Origin of the sequence: Mucilaginibacter aurantiaciroseus (assembly GCF_024055595.1) — a bacterium.
GTDB lineage: Bacteria > Bacteroidota > Bacteroidia > Sphingobacteriales > Sphingobacteriaceae > Mucilaginibacter > Mucilaginibacter aurantiaciroseus.
Genome location: NZ_JAMXOF010000001.1, coordinates 378,720 through 399,242, shown reverse-complemented (window position 1 = coordinate 399,242; position 20,523 = coordinate 378,720). Strand labels below are relative to the sequence as shown.

17 protein-coding genes are annotated in these 20,523 nt (G+C 42.4%); 16 read left to right on the top strand and 1 reads right to left on the bottom strand.

Going from position 1 to position 20,523, the window contains the following annotated elements:
• The first annotated feature begins 53 nt into the window (after positions 1-53).
• The 15 genes from NAF17_RS01835 (at position 54) to NAF17_RS01765 (ending at position 18,344) form a co-directional block, all read left to right on the top strand.
• A complete protein-coding gene (locus tag NAF17_RS01835; RefSeq protein ID WP_252756272.1) occupies positions 54-464 on the top strand; it encodes a GNAT family N-acetyltransferase in 411 nt (136 codons plus the stop codon).
• 220 nt (positions 465-684) lie between these two features.
• Complete coding sequence (locus NAF17_RS01830; RefSeq protein ID WP_252756271.1) at positions 685-1,800, top strand: M42 family metallopeptidase; 1,116 nt, start codon at positions 685-687, stop codon at positions 1,798-1,800.
• A 67-nt stretch (positions 1,801-1,867) separates the two neighbouring features.
• Positions 1,868-2,770, top strand: coding sequence for a nucleotidyltransferase family protein (locus NAF17_RS01825; RefSeq protein WP_252756270.1), 903 nt, complete (start codon positions 1,868-1,870; stop codon positions 2,768-2,770).
• 212 nt (positions 2,771-2,982) lie between these two features.
• Positions 2,983-3,582 carry an insulinase family protein gene (locus NAF17_RS01820; RefSeq protein WP_252756269.1) on the top strand — a complete coding sequence of 200 codons (600 nt, stop codon included), beginning with the start codon at positions 2,983-2,985 and terminating at the stop codon, positions 3,580-3,582.
• 589 nt (positions 3,583-4,171) lie between these two features.
• Positions 4,172-4,540, top strand: coding sequence for a response regulator (locus NAF17_RS01815; protein ID WP_252756268.1), 369 nt, complete (start codon positions 4,172-4,174; stop codon positions 4,538-4,540).
• A gap of 234 nt (positions 4,541-4,774) precedes the next feature.
• Positions 4,775-7,939, top strand: coding sequence for a tetratricopeptide repeat protein (locus NAF17_RS01810; protein ID WP_252756267.1), 3,165 nt, complete (start codon positions 4,775-4,777; stop codon positions 7,937-7,939).
• Between the two features lie 13 nt (positions 7,940-7,952).
• Positions 7,953-9,797: a porin family protein gene (locus NAF17_RS01805; protein ID WP_252756266.1), complete on the top strand. Its 1,845-nt coding sequence runs from the start codon at positions 7,953-7,955 to the stop codon at positions 9,795-9,797.
• Between the two features lie 38 nt (positions 9,798-9,835).
• Positions 9,836-10,939, top strand: a complete 1,104-nt coding sequence (locus NAF17_RS01800; RefSeq protein ID WP_252756265.1) for an HU domain-containing protein — start codon at positions 9,836-9,838, stop codon at positions 10,937-10,939.
• A gap of 50 nt (positions 10,940-10,989) precedes the next feature.
• Positions 10,990-11,706 (top strand): MotA/TolQ/ExbB proton channel family protein, encoded by a 717-nt coding sequence (locus NAF17_RS01795; RefSeq protein WP_252756264.1) that lies wholly within the window; start codon positions 10,990-10,992, stop codon positions 11,704-11,706.
• Entirely contained in the window at positions 11,703-12,104 is a 402-nt protein-coding gene (locus tag NAF17_RS01790) for an ExbD/TolR family protein (RefSeq protein ID WP_252756263.1), read from the top strand. Before NAF17_RS01795 ends, NAF17_RS01790 begins: the two co-directional genes overlap by 4 nt.
• An 82-nt stretch (positions 12,105-12,186) precedes the next feature.
• Complete coding sequence (locus NAF17_RS01785; protein ID WP_252756262.1) at positions 12,187-12,996, top strand: energy transducer TonB family protein; 810 nt, start codon at positions 12,187-12,189, stop codon at positions 12,994-12,996.
• Between the two features lie 57 nt (positions 12,997-13,053).
• Entirely contained in the window at positions 13,054-14,397 is a 1,344-nt protein-coding gene (locus NAF17_RS01780; RefSeq protein ID WP_370340372.1) for a bifunctional folylpolyglutamate synthase/dihydrofolate synthase, read from the top strand.
• Positions 14,398-14,520: 123 nt separating this feature from the next.
• Positions 14,521-15,510, top strand: a complete 990-nt coding sequence (gene mgrA, locus NAF17_RS01775; protein WP_252756261.1) for an L-glyceraldehyde 3-phosphate reductase — start codon at positions 14,521-14,523, stop codon at positions 15,508-15,510.
• A 123-nt stretch (positions 15,511-15,633) separates the two neighbouring features.
• Positions 15,634-18,093: a DUF5686 and carboxypeptidase regulatory-like domain-containing protein gene (locus NAF17_RS01770; protein WP_252756260.1), complete on the top strand. Its 2,460-nt coding sequence runs from the start codon at positions 15,634-15,636 to the stop codon at positions 18,091-18,093.
• Between the two features lie 68 nt (positions 18,094-18,161).
• Positions 18,162-18,344 (top strand): hypothetical protein, encoded by a 183-nt coding sequence (locus tag NAF17_RS01765; RefSeq protein ID WP_252756259.1) that lies wholly within the window; start codon positions 18,162-18,164, stop codon positions 18,342-18,344.
• Here the strand turns inward: NAF17_RS01765 and NAF17_RS01760 are convergent.
• Positions 18,341-18,817 carry a hypothetical protein gene (locus tag NAF17_RS01760; protein WP_252756258.1) on the bottom strand — a complete coding sequence of 159 codons (477 nt, stop codon included), beginning with the start codon at positions 18,815-18,817 and terminating at the stop codon, positions 18,341-18,343. The two genes, NAF17_RS01765 and NAF17_RS01760, sit on opposite strands and share 4 nt — an antisense overlap.
• 87 nt (positions 18,818-18,904) lie before the next feature.
• Here NAF17_RS01760 and guaA point away from each other — a divergent pair, with 87 nt between their 5' ends.
• Complete coding sequence (gene guaA, locus NAF17_RS01755) at positions 18,905-20,434, top strand: glutamine-hydrolyzing GMP synthase (RefSeq protein WP_252756257.1); 1,530 nt, start codon at positions 18,905-18,907, stop codon at positions 20,432-20,434.
• Positions 20,435-20,523: the final 89 nt, after the last annotated feature.

Here is a 20,523-nt window from a genome sequence, read left to right as displayed (position 1 = left end):
GTTGGTTTCAATAAATATCGTCTTATTTTTCCATATTTAATATAAAATTTCTCATGCTTTCCATCGAACAAATAACCCCTCACCTAACCTGGCGCCTGCGCAGGGATGTGCTGAACCCCGGCGAGTATATGCACAACATGGAAATGGAAGAGGATAACCACGGTTACCATTTTGGGGCGTTTGAGGATAATAAATTGATGGGCGTGGTGTCTCTATTTAAGCATGCCGATGACTGGCAGTTCCGTAAACTGGCAGTGATTGCTGATGGACAGGGAAAAGGCATTGGCACACAAATTATAGCTTACATAACGGCTTTTGTAGAGCGCGAGCATGGTACAAAACTTTGGTGCAACGCAAGGTTATCGGCCACGGGGTTTTATGAGAAGTTAGGATATAAAAAGATTGGCGATGAGTTTCATAAGAACGGCGTGGACTATATCCGCATGGATAAAAGCCTTGTATAAAATAAGAAAAGTCAGCTCGCCTTGCGCAAACTGACCTCTTGTGACTTTAACTAATTAACTGATCTTTTATTACGCTGCAAAGGTGCGGTTATAGTATAAAGTGAATGTTAAATAATAAACAAGCTTTATAACTGTTTAAAAGACATTTCTTTGTTATCACAATTGCTTTATTATATTTGCCTTGTGCTATTTATTAAATAGCTTATAAACACTCCTATACATGGCAAAAAAGAAACCTGAAGCCGAGCAAAAACCGGCTATAGTAACTGAAACATCTTTAGCGTTTTTCGAAAAATATATCAATAACCCTTCGCCTACCGGCTTTGAATACAAAGGCCAGGAACTTTGGCTGGAGTATCTGAAACCCTATATCGACGACCATTTTGTAGATAATTATGGTACTGCGGTTGGTGTTATTAACCCACAGGCAGAATACAAGGTAGTTATTGAGGCACATGCCGATGAGATCTCGTGGTTTGTAAATTATATTACTAACGATGGTTTGATCTACGTTATCCGCAACGGCGGCAGCGATCACCAAATAGCGCCATCAAAACGTGTAGACATCCACACCGATAATGGTATTGTTAAGGCCGTGTTCGGTTGGCCTGCTATCCACACCCGCCTAGGCGGCGAAAAGGAAGAAGCACCAACACTAAAAAACATTTTCCTTGACTGCGGCTGCGTTACCAAAGACGAAGTTGAAGCCCTTGGCATCCACGTAGGCTGTGTAATTACTTACGAGGATGAGTTTATGGTGCTTAACAACCGTTACTACGTTGGCCGCGCTTTAGACAACCGTGCAGGCGGTTTTATGATTGCCGAGGTTGCCCGTTTATTGAAAGAGAACAACGTTACCCTTCCATTCGGTTTATATATTGTAAACGCCGTACAGGAAGAAATTGGCCTGCGTGGTGCCGAAATGATAGCCCACCGCATTAAACCAAATGTTGCCATTGTTACCGATGTTACACATGATACCGGCACCCCAATGATCAATAAAATTACCCAGGGCGATCTGGCTTGTGGTAAAGGCCCGGTTATTTCATACGCCCCTGCGGTACAAAACAACCTGAATAAATTGCTAATAGAATCGGCACAAAAAGCAGGCATCCCGTTCCAGCGCCAGGCGTCGAGTAGGTCGACAGGTACCGATACCGACGCCTTTGCGTACTCTAACGATGGTGTACCATCAGCACTGATCTCGTTACCGCTGCGTTACATGCACACCACGGTAGAGATGATCCACAAAGAGGACGTTGATAACGTGATCCGTTTGATCTATGAATCGTTATTGAACATCCAGAACGGGCAAGATTTTAGGTACATCAAATAATTTAAAACATTTGTACACGATTAGCATTGTGTATTACACGTACACTTATACCCTACTTTAAGAAAGAATGAAACCAACACTATTGATTTTGGCCGCAGGTATGGCCAGTCGCTACGGCAGCATGAAACAAGTTGACGGCTTTGGCCCTAACGGCGAAACCATCATCGACTATTCTATTTACGATGCTATTAAAGCAGGTTTTGGAAAAGTTAGCTTCATTATCCGCGAGGAATTTGCAGAACCGTTTAAAGCTATATTTGAGCCTAAATTAGCAGGACGTATTGAAACCGATTACGTTTTTCAGAGCTTTGACCTGGAGCCATTCGGCATCAGCGAAAAAATTGAGCGAGCTAAACCATGGGGTACTGCCCACGCAGTTTTAGCTGCCCGCAACCAGATCAATGAGCCGTTTTGTGTGATCAACGCTGATGATTACTACGGTTACGATGCTTTTGAAAAAATGGCGAAATTTCTTACTACCGAAGTAGCTGATGACAAATACGCTATTATTGGTTACCAGATAGATAAAACCTTATCAGACCATGGTACCGTGTCTCGTGGTGTTTGTGCGGTTGACGATAACGGTAACATGACCGAAGTAACCGAGCGTACCGAAGTGTATTTTAAAGAAGACGGCACAGTAGCATACAAAGATGCTACAGGCGAAAATAGTTTATCTAATGATACACGTGTATCTATGAACTTCTGGGGCTTTACCCCTGCTGTGTTTGGACAGAGCGAGGAACTATTCAGAAAATTTGTTGCCGCTAATAAAGAGAACCCTAAATCAGAGTTCTTTATCCCATTGGTGGCCGATGAACTGATCAAAAGCGGTACAGCATCATTCAAGGTTATTCCAACTGCTACCAAATGGTTTGGCGTTACTTATAAAGAAGATAAACCTATTGTTCAAAACTCGATCTCCCAATTGGTTAACAATGGTACTTACCCAAGCAACCTTTGGAGCTAAGTACTCGCTAATAATTTTGAATGCCCCCGTTTATTCAACGGGGGCATTTTTGTTTCAGGCAGACTTACCAATCTGTAATTTTCTTATTGCAAAGCACCGATTGATCTATTTTAAATCTTCCACCTAAGCAAATAGTTAAGGCGCTTGTTTATATTTATATCCCTTACTATTAACGTGAAACCAAAAATACCGTACTGTTTGGCAACTTTGACATGGTACAGGCCGAAATACAATGGGTACGCAACCAGGATGCTTACAATGTAGATAAAGCCCCAACCATTGAATTGTTTAACAATTACTTTAAATCAGGTATCAGCTCTATCCTATTCCAGAACATTCGCGAATTAAAGGCGCTTGCCTACTCTACTTACGGGTTTTATGTAGAATCGCAGAAGAAGGATGATGAAAACACTTTTGCCGGCTACGTTGGCACACAGAGCGACAAGATGAACGATGCGATCGCAGCCATGAATGAGTTGCTAACCAAAATGCCTGAATCTGCAGAAGGGTTTAAATCGGCTAAGGAGAACATCCGTAAATCAATTGATACCGAATGCATTACCCAAAATGGTATCATTTTTATTTACCTGGCGGCACAACGCAAAGGTTTAAATTACGATGCGCGCAAAGCAACTTTTAAAAAGGGGAACAACATCAGCTTTGCTGACATGAGTACTTTCCATGATACCGAATTAAAAGGCAAACCATATACCTACTGTATCGTAACATCAGACAAACGCGTTACTGATGACGACCATAAAAACTACGGCGAACAAACCAAGCCTGATATGAAACAGATCTACGGATATTAATTATCAATGCATAAATATGGGTTGAAATCGTCTTTTCAACCCGTATTTTTAACTACAAAGAACGTTTTATGGTTTTTTTCTAAATCTCATTTATTTTACATTAACTTAATGTCGAATTAAGATCATTTATGTAACAATTTATACGGTATATCAATAATGAAAAAACTGGATAACGTTAAAAAAGGCTTTTTTTTTAACTTTGCAAACTTGAAAAGGTTAAATAACTATTGACCAATTACAATGGCTAATGAGTACCCGGCATATTAACATTTAACACTAAGCAAACCAAACCCTAACATTCAACGTAGTTAAAAAACTACAATAGTAGTAGAAACAATTTGAGCCATAAACCTAAACCACCCAGCACACATTGCCCAAAATGCGGCAATCTATTTCATCACCAGTTGCACAGAAGCTGGTTAGTGAAGAATATTTTATTCTTTCTCCCGGTCAAAAAATACTTTTGCGCCAATTGTAAAAAAGCCAGATACATCATTAAAAAGTAGACTAATTTCACATTATTTTTATTTTGGTATAAGTATTGCTTCGTAATTAATTACAAAACCTTAGATACTAAGAATATAATAAAATGAGAAGAATTTTAGCTGTGGATGATGATCAGGATATACTGGAAGTACTAAAATTTATACTTGAAGATTCGGGCTATAAAGTAGACACACTGTCTGATGGACATAAATTACTGGATACTATTCAGGAAAAACACCCCGACTTGATCTTGCTCGATATTATGCTTGGCAACATGGATGGACGCGAATTATGCAAACTTGTTAAGCAGCAAACTAAAACTAAAAGAATCCCGGTTATCATGATATCTGCCAGCCATGATGTGGATGCCACCCTAAACCAGGAGGATGGGCCTAACGATTTTGTAGCAAAACCATTTGATATTAATGTACTCCTAAACTCTATCAAGAAGCTATTGTCGGCAGCGGCATAAAACGTTCTTCTCAAAACATTTTTTTTGCAGCCAAATGATATAAACATTTGGCTTTTTCTTTTGACAAAACTTTTTAAAAGCACCATCAAACCCCACTATTTAAAGTTTTCCACAGCTATACCACAGATAATAGTGCATCGTTTTAAAAAAAAGCGCTTATCCACATTTGTTAATTACTAATGTGGATTACATTTTTGCGTTTAGCTAATTTAGCATCCATCATTATTGCGCTTTATGATCAAACTTAGATACATCACCTTTATTGCACCGGTGCTATTGGCCCTACCAACACTGGCGCAACAAAACCCATCATTCCACACTAACCGCATTTATCAGAATGCGAACAACCTGTTGGCTATGGGTAAATATGCTGCCGCTGCAGAGCAATATCGCTTGGTTGAACAAACCCGCTTAAAAACCGGCCAGCAATCAAAATTCGAGTCGGAACTATCTTTGCTTAAAGAGAATTCGCAATATTACGAAGCCCTTTGCGCGCTTGAATTGGGTAATGATGATGCCGAAAGTATGTTTGCCCGCTTTATAAAGGAGCACCCGGAAAACCCGCTCACCAAGCAGGCGTACTTCCAGGTTGGTAAATCGTACTTTAAACAAGGTAAGTATAACGATGCTTTGGTTTGGTTTAACAAAGTGGATGCAGGTGATTTAACCGGTTCGCAAAATACCGAATACAAATTCCGTAAGGGTTATGCCTTTTTTTTAACTAACGATTATAAGAACGCGCAATTATTATTCGCCGATGTAAAAAACAAACGCTCGCCATTTACCGATGACGCTACCTATTACTTCGCCTACATCGCGTACTTGAATAAAGATTACCACTTAGCACTGCTCAACTTCGAAAAACTTAAAAACTCTAAAAAATACGAGAACAGCTACCCTTATTACATCACCGCCGTTTACTTTTTAGATAAGCGTTACGATGATGTTATCAACTACGCTATCCCGATCATCAACAGCACCAAGCAACAAAATGAAACTGAAATGCTGCGTATTATTGGTGCATCGTATTTTGCAAAGGGTAATTACGACAAGTCGGTAGAATACTATAGCCGTTTTGAGGACCAGGACCAGGGCCGTACCCAAAACACGCAAGACAGCTACCAGATAGGTTACGCATACTATAAAGTAGGCAACTACGGCAAAGCTGCTACCGTGTTAGAAAAACTGGTAGCCCAAAATGATAATTACAGCCAAAGTGGTAGTTATACACTGGGCGATGTGTTTCTGAAAATGAACAACAAGCAAAGTGCCCGTAACGCATTCCGTACCGCGTCAAGACTAACTTACGACAAACAGTTACAGGAAGACGCTTTGTACCAATACGCCAAACTTTCTTACGAGCTCGATTTTAATAACGAAGCGCTGACAGCCACCCGTGCATATTTGAAGAATTACCCGCGATCTACCCGTAACGATGAGGTAAAGATCTTGTTGGGCGAGGCTTTGCTTAACTCAAAAAACTACAAGGAAGCTGTTGAGATACTGGAGCCCATTCCCAATAAATCTGAAAGCGCGCAGATAGCTTACCAGAAAGTAACCTACTACCGTGGTTTAGAGTTTTACAACGAACGCGCATTTGAAAACGCTATAGGCATTTTCCTGCGCTCTTTACGCAACCCGGTTGATACTAAGGTGCAAGCGTTAACCCTTTACTGGATGGCCGAATCGATGTATGAGGTGAGGAAATATACCGAGTCGGTTGAAAACTTTGAGGAGTTTTTGGCGATGCCGGAATCTAAACAGACCGACGTAGGCAACTTTGCCAATTATGCCCTTGCATACGCCGCGTTTTACGATGAGCAATACAAAAAAGCAGCTACTTACTTTGAGAAGTTTTTGCGTGGAGATGTAAAAGACCAGGCTACCGAAAACGATGCCATCAGCCGTTTGGGTGATAGCTACTTTGCGCTAAAAAGCTATGGCAACGCCTTAGAAAATTACGACCGTATTATTGGCCGCCACAGCCAGGGACAGGAATATGCCTTATTCCAGCGTGGTATTATCCAGGGTTTACAGAACACCCCGGATGCTAAGATCAGCACGATGAACAGCCTGCTAAGCCGGTTTCCAAATTCGGATTACGCGGATGATGCATCTTTCGAGACCGCTTACGCTTACTTCCTGAAAAACGATGGCGACCGTGCCAAGGCCGACCTGAACGCCATGATAGCCAAATATCCACGTAGCAGTTATATACCGCGTGCTTACACCACCATCGGTTTAATTGATTACAATGCCGGCAGGGACGACGAAGCAACCAACTCGTTCAAAAAGGTGGTATCAGATTACTCATCATCTGACGAGGCTAAGCAGGCCTTAAAACAAGTTGAAAAGATATATACCGATAAAGGTGACGCGTCGTCGTTCTTAAACTACGCCAACTCTACCGCAATAGGTAACTACACCACTGCCGAGCAGGAAAGCATTTTATACACCGCTGCAAACAACCTTTACTTAAAAGGCGACTGGCAGGGAACGGTTAATGCCGTTGGCGCCTACTTTGATAAATTCCCTACCAAACAGATCTACGAGAAACAATCGAGGTTCATCCGTGCGCAAAGCTTGGTTAACCTGAATAAAGGAGATGATGCTGTTGTAGACTACAACGCGATCCTGAACGACTGGACAAGTGCTTACAGCGAGAAATCATTGATTAGCATGGCTAAGTTGTACATGGCGCAAAAGAAATACAACGATGCCATAGTATTTCTGAAAAGGCTGGAAACCAATTCAGAATATAAAGCTGATTATAGCTTCGCGGTAAACAACCTGTTGTTGAGCTACTCGCAAATAAACATGCCGGATGATGTATTGAAATACGCCAAACTGGTACGCGATAACGAAAAATCATCACAAGAAGATAAATTCAAAACAGGCCTTTACGCCGGTAAAGCTTACCTGCAAAGAGGCGATACCACAGCGGCTATTAAAGAGTTGAACTACACCGTTACCAACACCAAAACCATCGCGGCAGCAGAAGCCAAATACAATATTGCTAATGTAGAATACCTGCAAGGCAAGTACAAGGCATCACAAAAAACCTGTTTCGACCTGGTGAAGGATTTGCCAAACTACGATTATTGGGTAGCAAAAACATACATATTGTTATCAGACAATTACGCCGGTTTGAAAGACGCCTTCCAGGCTAAAGCTACGCTGCAAAGTGTTATTGATAACTATAAAGGCGACGATGATATTTTAACCATAGCCCGCCAGAAACTGGGCGTGCTTGAACCATCTAAAGCTAAACAGGAAGCACCGGTAGAAACCAAACCGGCAGGAACAGCACCTGTGGAAGCAAAACCAACAGAGACAGCACCTGCAACAACCACACCTGCCACGACAGAACCAACCAAACAGGAAAACAAAGAACAATAGAACAAGACAAGCAATGAACCAAAGACACACCATAGCACTGCTTACCTTATTAATGGTATTCTTCTTTTTCACTGCCTCGGCACAAACAAAGAAACCCGCGGTGAAGAAACAACCGGCTAAGACTACCGCTAAGCCTGTATCTAAAGCTAAAACACCTGCTAAAAGCACCACCGTGCAAAAAGCGGGTGCCAAAAACCTTGGCGATGCGGCATCAAAAGTAGCAGCGGCGGATACAACAAAAAAAGGCGGACAGAATAATCCGAATAATAATAACAGCAGCCTTGCCGAAGAGATTGTAGTAACCACATCATACAAACCTGTATTAGCCGAGGCGGTAAAGATCCGCCGTAACCCCGACCTGGAAGATAAAACTCCCTACAAAGCGCCATTGAACTATGTGCCGTTAGACAAAAAACTATCACAAGATAACAACATCCGCCAGCTGGACGCCATGAAAAGGCCACAGGAACAAGATTCGATACAAACTAATAATTACGCAAAAGTGGGTATCGGTAGCATGAAAACTACCTTTGGCGAAGCTTACTTTGGCAACGGTAAAGACCAGGCACTACAGGTTGGGGGTTACCTGAAACACTTCGCGCAATCGGGCTCATCGCTTGATAAGCAGAACGACAGTCGCCAGGAGGTTGGCGTATTTGGCAAAAGCATTGGCGCGGAAAACACGCTGACCGGCCGCATCACTTACAAACGCCATCAAACCTATTTTTACGGGATAGACCAGGATAACCCACCGGTAGCTTTTGAACCCGCTAAACAGGTATTCAACACCATTGGTGCCGAAGGAGAAATAGCTAAAAACTTCAAAGACGAAGAAAACGCGTTTACTTATGCAGCCAAATTTAAAGGGTATGTATTTAACAATGCGTTCAGTGCCAAAGAAAGCAACGTGGTTATTAGTGGCTTTTTAAACAAAACCGTTAAACAATTTTACGCGGGCTTAAGTGCTTCGTTAGACCTTGGCTCACAAAAAGATGTACTTTACTCTCAAAACAACAGCATTGTAAGGGCTAACCCATACATTAAGTTCCAGGGCGAAAATTATAAGATAGACGTGGGTGTAAACATTGCCAAAGAGTTTGGTTTTTCAGACCGTTTCTTCATCTTCCCTGCCGCAAAACTGGAGTTCCAGGTAGTGCCAAAATACATACGACTTTTTGCCGAAGCTAAAGGGGACGTCAACCGCGCATCTATTAAAGACCTAACCGATGTTAACCCTTTCCTGGGTGAAAATATCAATCTGGTTAATTCGGTAGATAAATTGGACATCACCGTGGGCTTAAAAGGAACACTCGCACCGGGCCTTGGGTTTAAAGCAGCCATCTACCGCAACAGCATTAAAAACCTACCTTTGTTCGTAAACAACTTTGCAACAACGTTCAATAAATACCAGGTAATTTATGACAATGGCGACGCGCGCGTAAGCGGCTTTAATGGCGAACTTGATTTTAAAGCAAGCGAAGATGTTAACGTTTATGGCCGCGTAGAGCTTAAAGACTACAAAATGGCAAGCGAAGCGCAACCATGGAACCTACCTAAGTTTATTCTTACCGCGGGTACCAGCATCCACATTAATGATAAGGTTGACATCAATGGATCTTTGATGTTCCGCGGTAGCACGCAGGACCCATTATTGGTAACGGGCAGCACACCGGCAGCACCGCAATACACGCAAATAAATTCGTTTGCCGATGTAAGCGGCGGCGCTACCTATAAAATAAACAAACAGCTATCGGTATTTGTCCAGGCCAATAATATCTTGAATGCCGGCAGCAAAACATGGGTTTATTATCCAAATTACGGATTTAATATATTTGGTGGTATAGGCTATGCATTTTAAGCTTTTTGATGTTTTATAATTATCCTTACTTTTAGCGAATGGACGTAGGCAATTTTATAAGCGACCTGCTGGCGCAACATGGTGATGTGAGTGTGCCGGGTTTGGGCTATTTTGCACATACCCGCATTAATGGCCATTATAATGAAAGGGAGGGTAAAATATACCCGCCAACTTACAGCGTGCAGTTTGACCCGCAATTTATAGAGGATGAAACGCTGGCACAATATATTGCCGATAGAAAGAACATTTCGCTGGCCTCATCAAAATACTTTACCGAAAAATTCATCAATAACATAAAACTACAGGCGCAGAATGAAGAAGTTGCCCTGGCCGACCTTGGCTGGTTTTATACCGAAGGCGATCAGCTTTATTTCCGCCCAAGCACAGGTAACAGTTATGATCCGGAGTTTTTTGGTTACGAACCGTTAAGTCTTTATAAATTAGGGAACGCACCGGAACAAAGTGCGGCATTATATCCAACAAACCAGCCTGCCGAACAAACAACTACTGTTGCCCCGGTTACTGTGCCCGGTGAAGAAGAGCCGGTAGTTGAAGGTTACCGTTACGAAACTGATGAAGAGCACGAAGCTTACCTGGTTAAACTGACCAGTAAAAAAGGCCGTAACTCCACCATATTATTTGTTACCCTAACTATAGTATTTACAGGGGCAGCCGTTTATTTAGTTAACCGGTACGATTCAACCATATTTAACCGGGAAGTGCCAAAACCAAAATCTACCAAAACGGCGGAAGTAATACACGCCAAAGTTGATACGCTTGTACAGGTTGACACTACTAAAAAGACTGTAAAGGCTGATAGCATAGTTTTAAATATTAAACCACCTGTAACAGATACGATCACCAAAAGCGCGCCGATTGTAGACAATAAAATTACAGGGCCACGTTATGAGATTATAGTTGGCGCATTTAGCACGATAGCTAAAGCCGATATAGAAATAGCCAAATACGAAAAAATGGGCTTTACAGCACACATTGCCGAAGGCGTGCCGGGTAAAAAGCAAAATATATCGCTTGGCACTTACAGGTTAAAAGGCGATGCGGCATCCGCATTAGATAAAATATTAAATACCGGTATAATTAAGCCTTCCCAGGTTTATATATTACCGATAAACGTTAGATAATTATCCTCGTTACAGGGGCTACATTTTACATTAAGAATTAAACAAAAACTATGATGTTATTATTGCAGGTTGCAGCAGATACCACCGCAAAACTGATTGATACCGCGCATACGGCAGCAACCCAACAACTGGCAAAGATCCCTGAAGAAGATTTACGCTTTGGCGACCTGCTGATAAGAGGTGGCTGGGTAATGGTACCTATCGGGATACTGGCTATACTGGGCCTTGTTATATTCTTCGAGCGTTTCTTCACCATCCGCAAGGCATCAAAAGACGAGTCGCATTTAATGAGCCAGGTACGCAGCAGCATCCACTCCGGCGATCTGCAATCGGCTATTGCTATTTGCCGTAATAGTAATTCACCACTGGGGCGTATGCTGCAAAAAGGTTTGCTACGTATCGGCCGCCCCATAAAAGATATCGAGGGCGCTATAGAAAACATCGGTAAGCTGGAAGTTTCCAAACTGGAGAAGAACATCGGCATCATCGGCATAGTAGCCGGTATCGCGCCCATGTTTGGTTTCCTGGGTACTATCGCGGGTGTTATCAAGATCTTTTATGATATTTCTAAAACCGATAACATCAGCATGGGGGTTATTTCGGGAGGTTTATACGTGAAAATGGTTACATCTGCAGCAGGTTTGTTTGTGGGTATCATCGCCTACATCTGTTACCACATTTTAAATATGATGGTTGATAAGGTGATCCTAAAACTGGAAACCGACGCCATCGAATTTATTGACCTGTTAGAAGAGCCAAGCAAATGAATTTAAGAAAAAGACATAAAGGTGCATCGGCAGAGGTACATACTTCGGCCATGAACGATATCATGTTCTTCCTGCTTTTGTTCTTCCTCATCGCGTCTACGGTAACCAACCCCAACGTGGTAAAGCTGATGCTGCCAAAATCATCAAGCGGCCAATCGGTATCCAAAAAAACCATTAACGTATCTATCGATAAAAATTTGATTTACACCATCGATAAAAAGCAGGTACCGGTAGATCAGATACAGCCTACCCTGCAAAGCTACAAAAGCCTTGCAACCGAGTTGACCATAGTACTTTATGTAGACCGCACCGTGGCTATACAGGATGTGGTGCAGGTGATGGACATAGCACAAAAACTAAACATAAAAATGGTACTGGCAACAGAACCGAAGGGATAAAAAGAGATACAAGTATTGAGTATATAGTATCAAGAAATTGGTATGGTCGTGATACTTAATACTAACTACTTGATACTAATAAATGGACTACAGGGAAGAAAATAATTATCCAAAGGCATTTTTAGCTACAGGCATCATACTTGGTTTGGTGATGGCGCTATGCTATTTTCTTGTTTTCCATAATCCGCCGCCAAATGAGGAGGGAACCGGTGGGATCCTGGTGAATTATGGTACGGTTGATGAAGGTATGGGCAGCAACTATATGAGTACTGAAGAACCCTCAGTAGCCGAAAAAGCCAACAACACCAAACCCGATAAGGTAACCCCTGCCCCGCCAACCGAAGAAAAACAACAGGTGGAGAACAGCGATAAAAACGTGGTTACCCAAAGCACCGACGATGCGCCCGAAGTAGCCGCGAATACAACAAAACCAAGCACCAGCGTAGCTACACAACCAACAACCAAAACCGTTACTAAACCGGCAGTAAACCAAAACGCCCTGTACAAAGGCAAAACCAATAATGGCACCGGCGAAGGCGACGGTACAGGCAGCAGTCCGGGTAATCAGGGCAAACCAACCGGCACAACGCTTACCAATAACTATAACGGTACAGGTGATGGTAATGGCGGTACTGCATTGACCGCTCGTAACTTTACACGACCACCTTCAAAACCTGTTGTTACTAACTTTGAAGGTAAAATCGTGATTACATTCAAAATAGACACCGATGGAAACATTATCTCTGCAAGCGTTGCCCGAGGCTCTACATCCATCGAAGGTGACATAGTTGATAAGTGTATACAAGCTGTTAAAAATGCAAAAGTAAACCCTTCAGCAAATGTAAGTGAGGACCGGACTTACACACAAACGTTTGTATTTAAGCGGCAATAATACCATTTAATAGTTCAATGTTAAATTTCTTTTGCTGATAGCTCTTATCCGTTTTCGATGCTACATTTGTATGTAAGTAGTTCGGCCATGAACTATGAACCATCAACCATGAACTACAAAACCACCCTTAACTACCTCTACACCCAGCTACCCGTTTTTACCCGTGTAGGCGCGTCTGCTTATAAGGAAGACCTGACCAACACCATTGCGCTACTGAAGATCCTGAATAATCCCGAGCACGAGTTTAAAAGCGTGCATGTGGGTGGTACAAATGGCAAAGGCTCAACATCGCATATGCTGGCGGCAATTTTGCAGGTTGCGGGCTATAAAACCGGGCTGTATACATCACCGCATCTAAAAGATTTCCGCGAGCGCATCCGTGTCAATGGGGAAATAATCAGCAAGCAAACCGTTATCGATTTTGTAGCTAAACACAAATCAGATTTTGAAGAGATCCAGCCCTCATTTTTTGAGATGACGGTCGCGCTCGCTTTTGATGTATTTGCAAAAGAGCAGGTTGACATTGCCATTGTAGAAGTGGGTTTAGGTGGCAGATTGGATTCTACTAATGTGATTGATCCACTCCTATCCATCATCACCAATATCGGTTGGGACCATATGAATTTACTGGGTGATACCCTTCAAAAAATAGCAGCCGAAAAGGCGGGGATTATCAAACCGAATACCCCCGTAATTATTGGGGAATACCAACAGGAGGTTGCGGATGTGTTTATCAATAAAGCAAAGTCTGTAAATGCTGATTTTGTGTTTGCATCAGATGTAAAGTCAAAAGTTAAAAGTCAAAAGTCAGAAGAGAACCTGGAGTATCTGGAAATAGACGCTCCCCAATCCCCACTCCCCGCTCTTCATATCCAACTCGATTTGCCCGGAAGCTACCAATTAAACAACCTACGCACAGTTTTAACCGCTGTTGATGAATTGCGCAATCAAGGTTTCAACATTACTAATCAACACATCACAGCGGCCTTAAAACAGGTTAAAACCCTAACCGGCTTGCATGGCCGATGGGAGGTATTATGCCATAAGCCCCTTACCATTTGCGATACAGGCCACAATCCGGAAGGCATTGCCGAGGTAATCAAAAACATCGCGTCGGTAAAGTATGAGCACCTGCATTTCGTGATAGGGATGGTGAACGATAAAGACATTAGCAAAGTGCTCTCTATGCTACCAACCGACGCTACCTACTATTTTTGTCGCCCGGATATCCCGCGCGGTCTCGAAGCCGAAAGCATCAAACAACAAGCCGCAAGCTTTGGTTTGCAGGGCGAAGCATACGGGTCTGTTAAAGAAGCATTCCGTGCGGCACAAGCAAACGCTACAGATAAAGACCTGGTATTTGCAGGTGGAAGTACTTTTGTGGTAGCAGAGGTTGTCTGAAGTCGAATTGATAGAATTTTTGACTTAACCGAATGCAAAGATTAATATTCTGTTAATTCTTTAATTCCGAAAATTTGGGTTCAGACAAAAAACCCTACTTTAGCTACAAACAAACCAAAACTCATGACCTACCTACCCTCCCCCGCACGATACGATAAAATGCAATACCGCCGTTGCGGTAAAAGCGGTATAAAACTGCCGGCTGTTTCATTAGGCCTGTGGCATAACTTCGGCCATGTGGATGTGATGGAAAACTTCCGCAGCATCCTGCATTTAGCTTTCGATAGCGGCATCACCCATTTTGATCTTGCTAATAACTACGGTCCTCCTCCGGGCAGTGCCGAAACCAATTTTGGTAAGATCCTGAAAGAAGATTTTGCGGGTTACCGCGATGAGTTGATCATCAGCAGCAAGGCCGGTTACACCATGTGGGATGGACCTTACGGCGACTGGGGTTCAAAAAAATATTTAGTATCCAGCCTTGACCAAAGCCTTAAACGCATGGGCTTGGATTACGTGGACATTTTTTACCACCACCGCCCGGATCCCGATACCCCGCTTGAGGAAACCATGGGCGCGTTAGACCTCATCGTTCGCCAGGGAAAGGCTTTGTATGTAGGGATCTCCAACTACAACGCGCAGGAAGCTGAAAAGGCTATCGCTATATTGAAGCAATTAGGTACTCCTTGCCTCATCCATCAGCCCAAATATTCGATGTTCGTGCGCGATGCCGAGGCTGGTTTGCTGGATGTACTGGGGAAAGATGGTGTGGGTTGTATCTCATTCTCTCCACTTGCACAGGGGTTACTAACCAACAAATATCTGCATGGTATACCCGAAGATTCGCGCGCGGCAAAATCAACCGGCTTTTTACAGGAAAGCCAGGTTACTGATGAAATTATCGGCAAGATCAAAAAACTAAACAGCCTTGCAGAACAACGCGGCCAAACCTTAGCACAAATGGCGCTTGCCTGGTTGCTTAAAGATGAGCGCGTAACATCGGTATTAATTGGCGCCAGCAAACCTGCACAGTTAGCAGATTCGTTGAAGGCATTGGATAACATCGTTTTTTCATCAGATGAATTAGAGAAAATAGAGACGATCTTGAAATAGGTTTTAAAACAACTTAAAACCTCAAAAAGGCGTATTTAGAAATAAATACGCCTTTTTGTTTAACAAACATTAACATTCTTCATCTAAAATCTTTACCCATATTTACGCTAATAAATCTTCTTCATGAAATCATTTTTCCTCGTCGCCATATTTTTGCTGTTGACATCCTGTTTATTCGCTCAGGAGTTTACCCTGAGCGGTAAAATTATTGATGGCGCAGGTAATGCGGTCCCTTTCGCTACAGTTTATATCCGCAATACAACGAAGGGGACATCAGCCAATAATGATGGTAATTATATGATGAACCTAAAGGCCGGCCAGTACGATGTGCGTTACCAGGCGATAGGTTTTAAGCAAGAAAGCCGTAAAATAGAATTGAAGGCTAATGAAACCTTCAACATCGTTTTAAAGGCCGAAGATTACCAGCTGAAAGAGGTTTCAATAAACGCGGGTGCCGAAGACCCGGCTTACGCCATCATCCGCAAAGCGATAAAAAAGCGCAAGACTTATTTGAACGAAGTGAATGCATACACCTGCGAGATCTACATCAAAGGCCTGCAAAAACTGCTGGCCGCCCCAAAGAAATTCCTGGGTGTTGATGTGCAAAAGATAGCCCGCGAGAACGGGCTGGATTCCAACCGACGTGGAATTATTTACCTGTCGGAATCGCAATCAAAGCTCAGCTTTATCAAGCCGGATAAGGTGCATGAGGAGATAATCTCCTCCAAATTTTCGGGTAGTAACCGGGCATTTACCTTTAACCGGGCGTCAGATATGCAGGTGAATTTTTACGATAACCTGCAAACCTGGGAAGGTTTAAGCAACCGCCCGCTGATCTCGCCGATTGCTGATAACGCCCTATCCTACTACAAATACAAATACGTTGGTTTTATTACCGAAAATGGCGAAACCATCAACAAGATATTAGTTACACCGCGCAATGCTTACGACCCTTGCTTTAGCGGCTATATTTATATTATGGACGATAGCTGGCGCATCCAAAGCCTAGGTTTGTACATCACCAAAAAATCGAATATCAACTTTGTAGATACTTTAAAAGTTAACGAGCAGTTTTTCCCGGTGGGCGATAAAGTATGGATGCCAGCTTCGTTAAAGTTTGAATTTACAGGCGGTTTCTTCGGTTTTAAATTTGGCGGTTATTTTATCTCGGTTTATAAGAATTATGAGATAGACCCTAAGCTGGATAAAAAACAATTTGCCGAGGTGCTGCGCATTAACAAAGGTGTAAACAAAAAAGATTCGGCCTATTGGGAACAGGAACGCCCTATTCCACTTACAGATGAAGAGAAAATCGACTATCAAAAAAAAGCCATACTCGCCGCCAAACGCGAAACGAAACCATACCTCGATTCGCTCGACAAGGTGAACAACAAATTCAGTGTGGGTAAATTCATGTTGGGTGGCTACCGCCACCGCAACCGGTACGATCATGAGTACTATAACTTCAACTCGCTATTGAGTTCGGTAACTTATAATACGGTTGAGGGCCTGGCGTTGGGTTATGGCGGATCGTTCACCAAACAGATAGACAGCGTGAATAACCGTTACCTTAATATTTACGGCAAAGTGCGTTACGGTTTCTCTAACAAACTACTTAATGCCACAGGTGGGGTAACCATGCCCGTAGGTTCGTTCACACTGAACTTAGCAGGTGGTAGCGACGTAATAGACATGAACAACCGCGAACCCATCAGTTCGTTCATGAACACGGCTAACACCCTTTTAAACAGGCAGAACTTTGAAAAGCTATACCAAAAGCAATATGCAACGGCCACTATATCTAAACGTATTTACGGTGGATGGCAGGCAAGCGCCGGCGCCGAGTGGGCAAACCGTAAATACCTTTCAAACACAACCGATTACAGTTTCTTCTATCCAAAAGGGCATGAGTTTACATCAAATAACCCCTTATCGCCTGCGATAGATGCGCCTTTGTTCCCCGAGAACCAGTCGTTCAACGTAAGCGTGCGCACTACCTATGATTTTAGCAACCGTTACGAAACTTACCCTACCGGTAAGCGCTACATCCCGTCCAAATACCCAACCATTGGTTTAAACTTTACCAAGGCGGTTAAAAACGTGTTTGGCTCTGATGCGGATTATAATTTGGTATCGGCAGATATCTCTAAGTCGGATATCCCAATGGGTTTTTATGGTAAAACCTCGTTTTACGTGGCAGCAGGCAAGTTCTTCAATACCAAAAATATCTATTATACCGACTACAGGCACTTTAGCGGTAACCAGGTGTTGTTTTACCAGGGTGGCATTAATAAATTTTTGCTGTTAGATTATTACCAGTTCAGCACCGGGGATAAATTTCTGGAAGGCCATTTAGAGCATAACTTTACAGGTTTAATTACCAATATGATCCCGCTTATCCGTAAGCTAAAACTACAGGAGATCATCAATGTAAATTACCTGTCTACCCCTAAAATAAAAAACTATACCGAATTGGGCGTTGGCTTCCAAACCAATATCGGCTTAAGGGTAATGTATGGCACATCGTTCAACAACAAAGTTGCAGGTGCAAACCAGGCAGTAAGGATTGGGGCGAGTTTTTAGTGCGTGCGAACAAGTCGTAACAAAACATAAAAACTTTTCGTTAAAATTGTTTAACAGCAAACACAGCCATGGTATTAGTATTAAAAAAAGGCGCCACTAAAAAAGATATAGAAGAGATAGACAAAATACTTTACAAAGAAAAAAGTAAAGGTGGCTTCGATGCGAAAAAAAATAATGGTATAATACCTGATTTGGAAGACGGTATGGTTATTCAAAAACGAATGATAGATGAATGGAAAAGAGATATTTAGTCATTAAATAATGGTTGTAATACGCCTATAGCGAAATGCTCAAAATTTGTCAATTGTATTTTTTCAGTTGTATAAAACTTAAATTTTAATTTTTTAATTTCTGTGTTAACAAATTGCTGTGCTTCTTTAAATTTTACGTCTAATATTACATCTCCTTTTGATTCAGTTGTTGATTTAATATTCGATTTATTCACTGTATAGCCTAAGCTATCTAAATGCTTTACAAGCATTTTTTTATTAAACGTGTGACTTCTAAAATCCGTTGTAAGTTCTCTTATTCTTTTTTTTCCAGCCCGTGTTGTTTTACCTACATACAATATATCATCATCACTAATTATAACATATAGCCCAATCTCATTTATTTTCATTAATTCCACAAATGATAAAAATGGAGAATCTAAAACTTTGATTAATTCGTCTTTTAATAATTGAAGTTGGGTGTTAATATCTCGAAGTTCAAAATCTTGACTCATACAAAGCAAATATTTATTAATCAATAATAGCAAAAAGGTTTTGACTTTTTACTTTTGAATTTTGCCTTTGCAATCCTATCTTTGCCCATGCAAGAAAAAATCCTTATTCTTGACTTCGGTTCGCAATTCACCCAGCTTATCGCGCGCCGTGTCAGGGAACTCAATATTTACTGTGAGATCCATCCCTTTAACAAAGTGCCTGAAGTAGACGAAAGCGTTAAAGGTATCATCCTTTCCGGCAGCCCGTATTCTGTACGCCAGGATGATGCACCGCATTTCGAGTTCATTAAACACCACAAAACACTGCCTATTTTAGGCGTTTGTTATGGCGCCCAGTACATGGCGCATTTCCATGGTGGCGAGGTATTGGCGTCAAGCACACGCGAGTATGGCCGTGCCAATTTGGATTACATTAAACCGGATAACATCCTTTTTAAAGATGTTTCTGCAGGTTCACAGGTGTGGATGTCGCACGGGGATACTATTGCCAGGATCGCAGATGATTTTGAAATTATTGCAAGTACCGATAGCGTAAAAGTTGCCGCTTACCAAATTACCGGCACGCAAACCTACGGCATCCAGTTCCACCCGGAGGTTACCCACAGTATTGATGGCAAGCAATTGCTGCAAAATTTTTTGGTTGATATTTGCCATTGCAGCCAGGACTGGACACCGGATTCGTTTATTGAAACAACCATTGCCGAACTGAAGGCGAAATTGGGTGATGATAAGGTGGTTTTAGGTTTATCGGGCGGTGTAGATTCGTCGGTAGCGGCGGTATTGCTACACCAGGCCATCGGCAAAAACCTGCACTGTATATTTGTTGATAATGGCTTATTGCGTAAAGATGAGTACCAATCGGTATTGGATTCTTACCAGCACATGGGCCTTAATATAAAAGGGATTGACGCCAAGCAACGTTTTTACGATGCGCTGGCCGGCATTAGCGACCCCGAGAAAAAACGTAAAGCCATTGGCCGCGTATTCATAGAGGTATTTGACGATGCCGCGCACGAGGTACAAGGTGTAAACTGGCTTGGCCAGGGTACTATTTACCCTGACGTTATCGAATCTGTTTCGGTAAAAGGGCCGTCGGCAACTATTAAGTCGCACCATAACGTTGGGGGATTGCCCGACTTTATGAAACTGAAGGTTGTAGAGCCGTTAAACACCCTTTTTAAGGACGAAGTACGCCGTGTTGGGGCCGCTTTAGGTATAGACCCAAACATACTTGGCCGCCACCCTTTCCCGGGACCAGGCCTTGCTATCAGGATCCTTGGCGACGTTACGCCGGAGAAAGTTGACATATTACAACAAGCCGATGCGATTTATATCAACAATTTACGCAGTGGCGGTGTTTATGATAAAGTTTGGCAGGCAGGCGCCATATATTTACCGGTACAATCGGTAGGGGTTATGGGCGATGAGCGTACTTACGAGAACGTAATTTGCCTGCGAGCGGTAGAATCATTAGACGGGATGACGGCAGATTGGTGCCATTTACCTTACGATCTGCTTGCAAAAATATCAAACGAGATAATCAACAACGTAAAAGGAATTAACCGGGTAGTATATGACATCAGTTCGAAACCACCGGCCACAATTGAGTGGGAATAAGTGGTTTATATTTGTCTTAACGGCGCTAATAATTGGTGCATGTTCGCCTAAGATCCGGACTGTACCCTCATCTACCGTAAAAATAACAG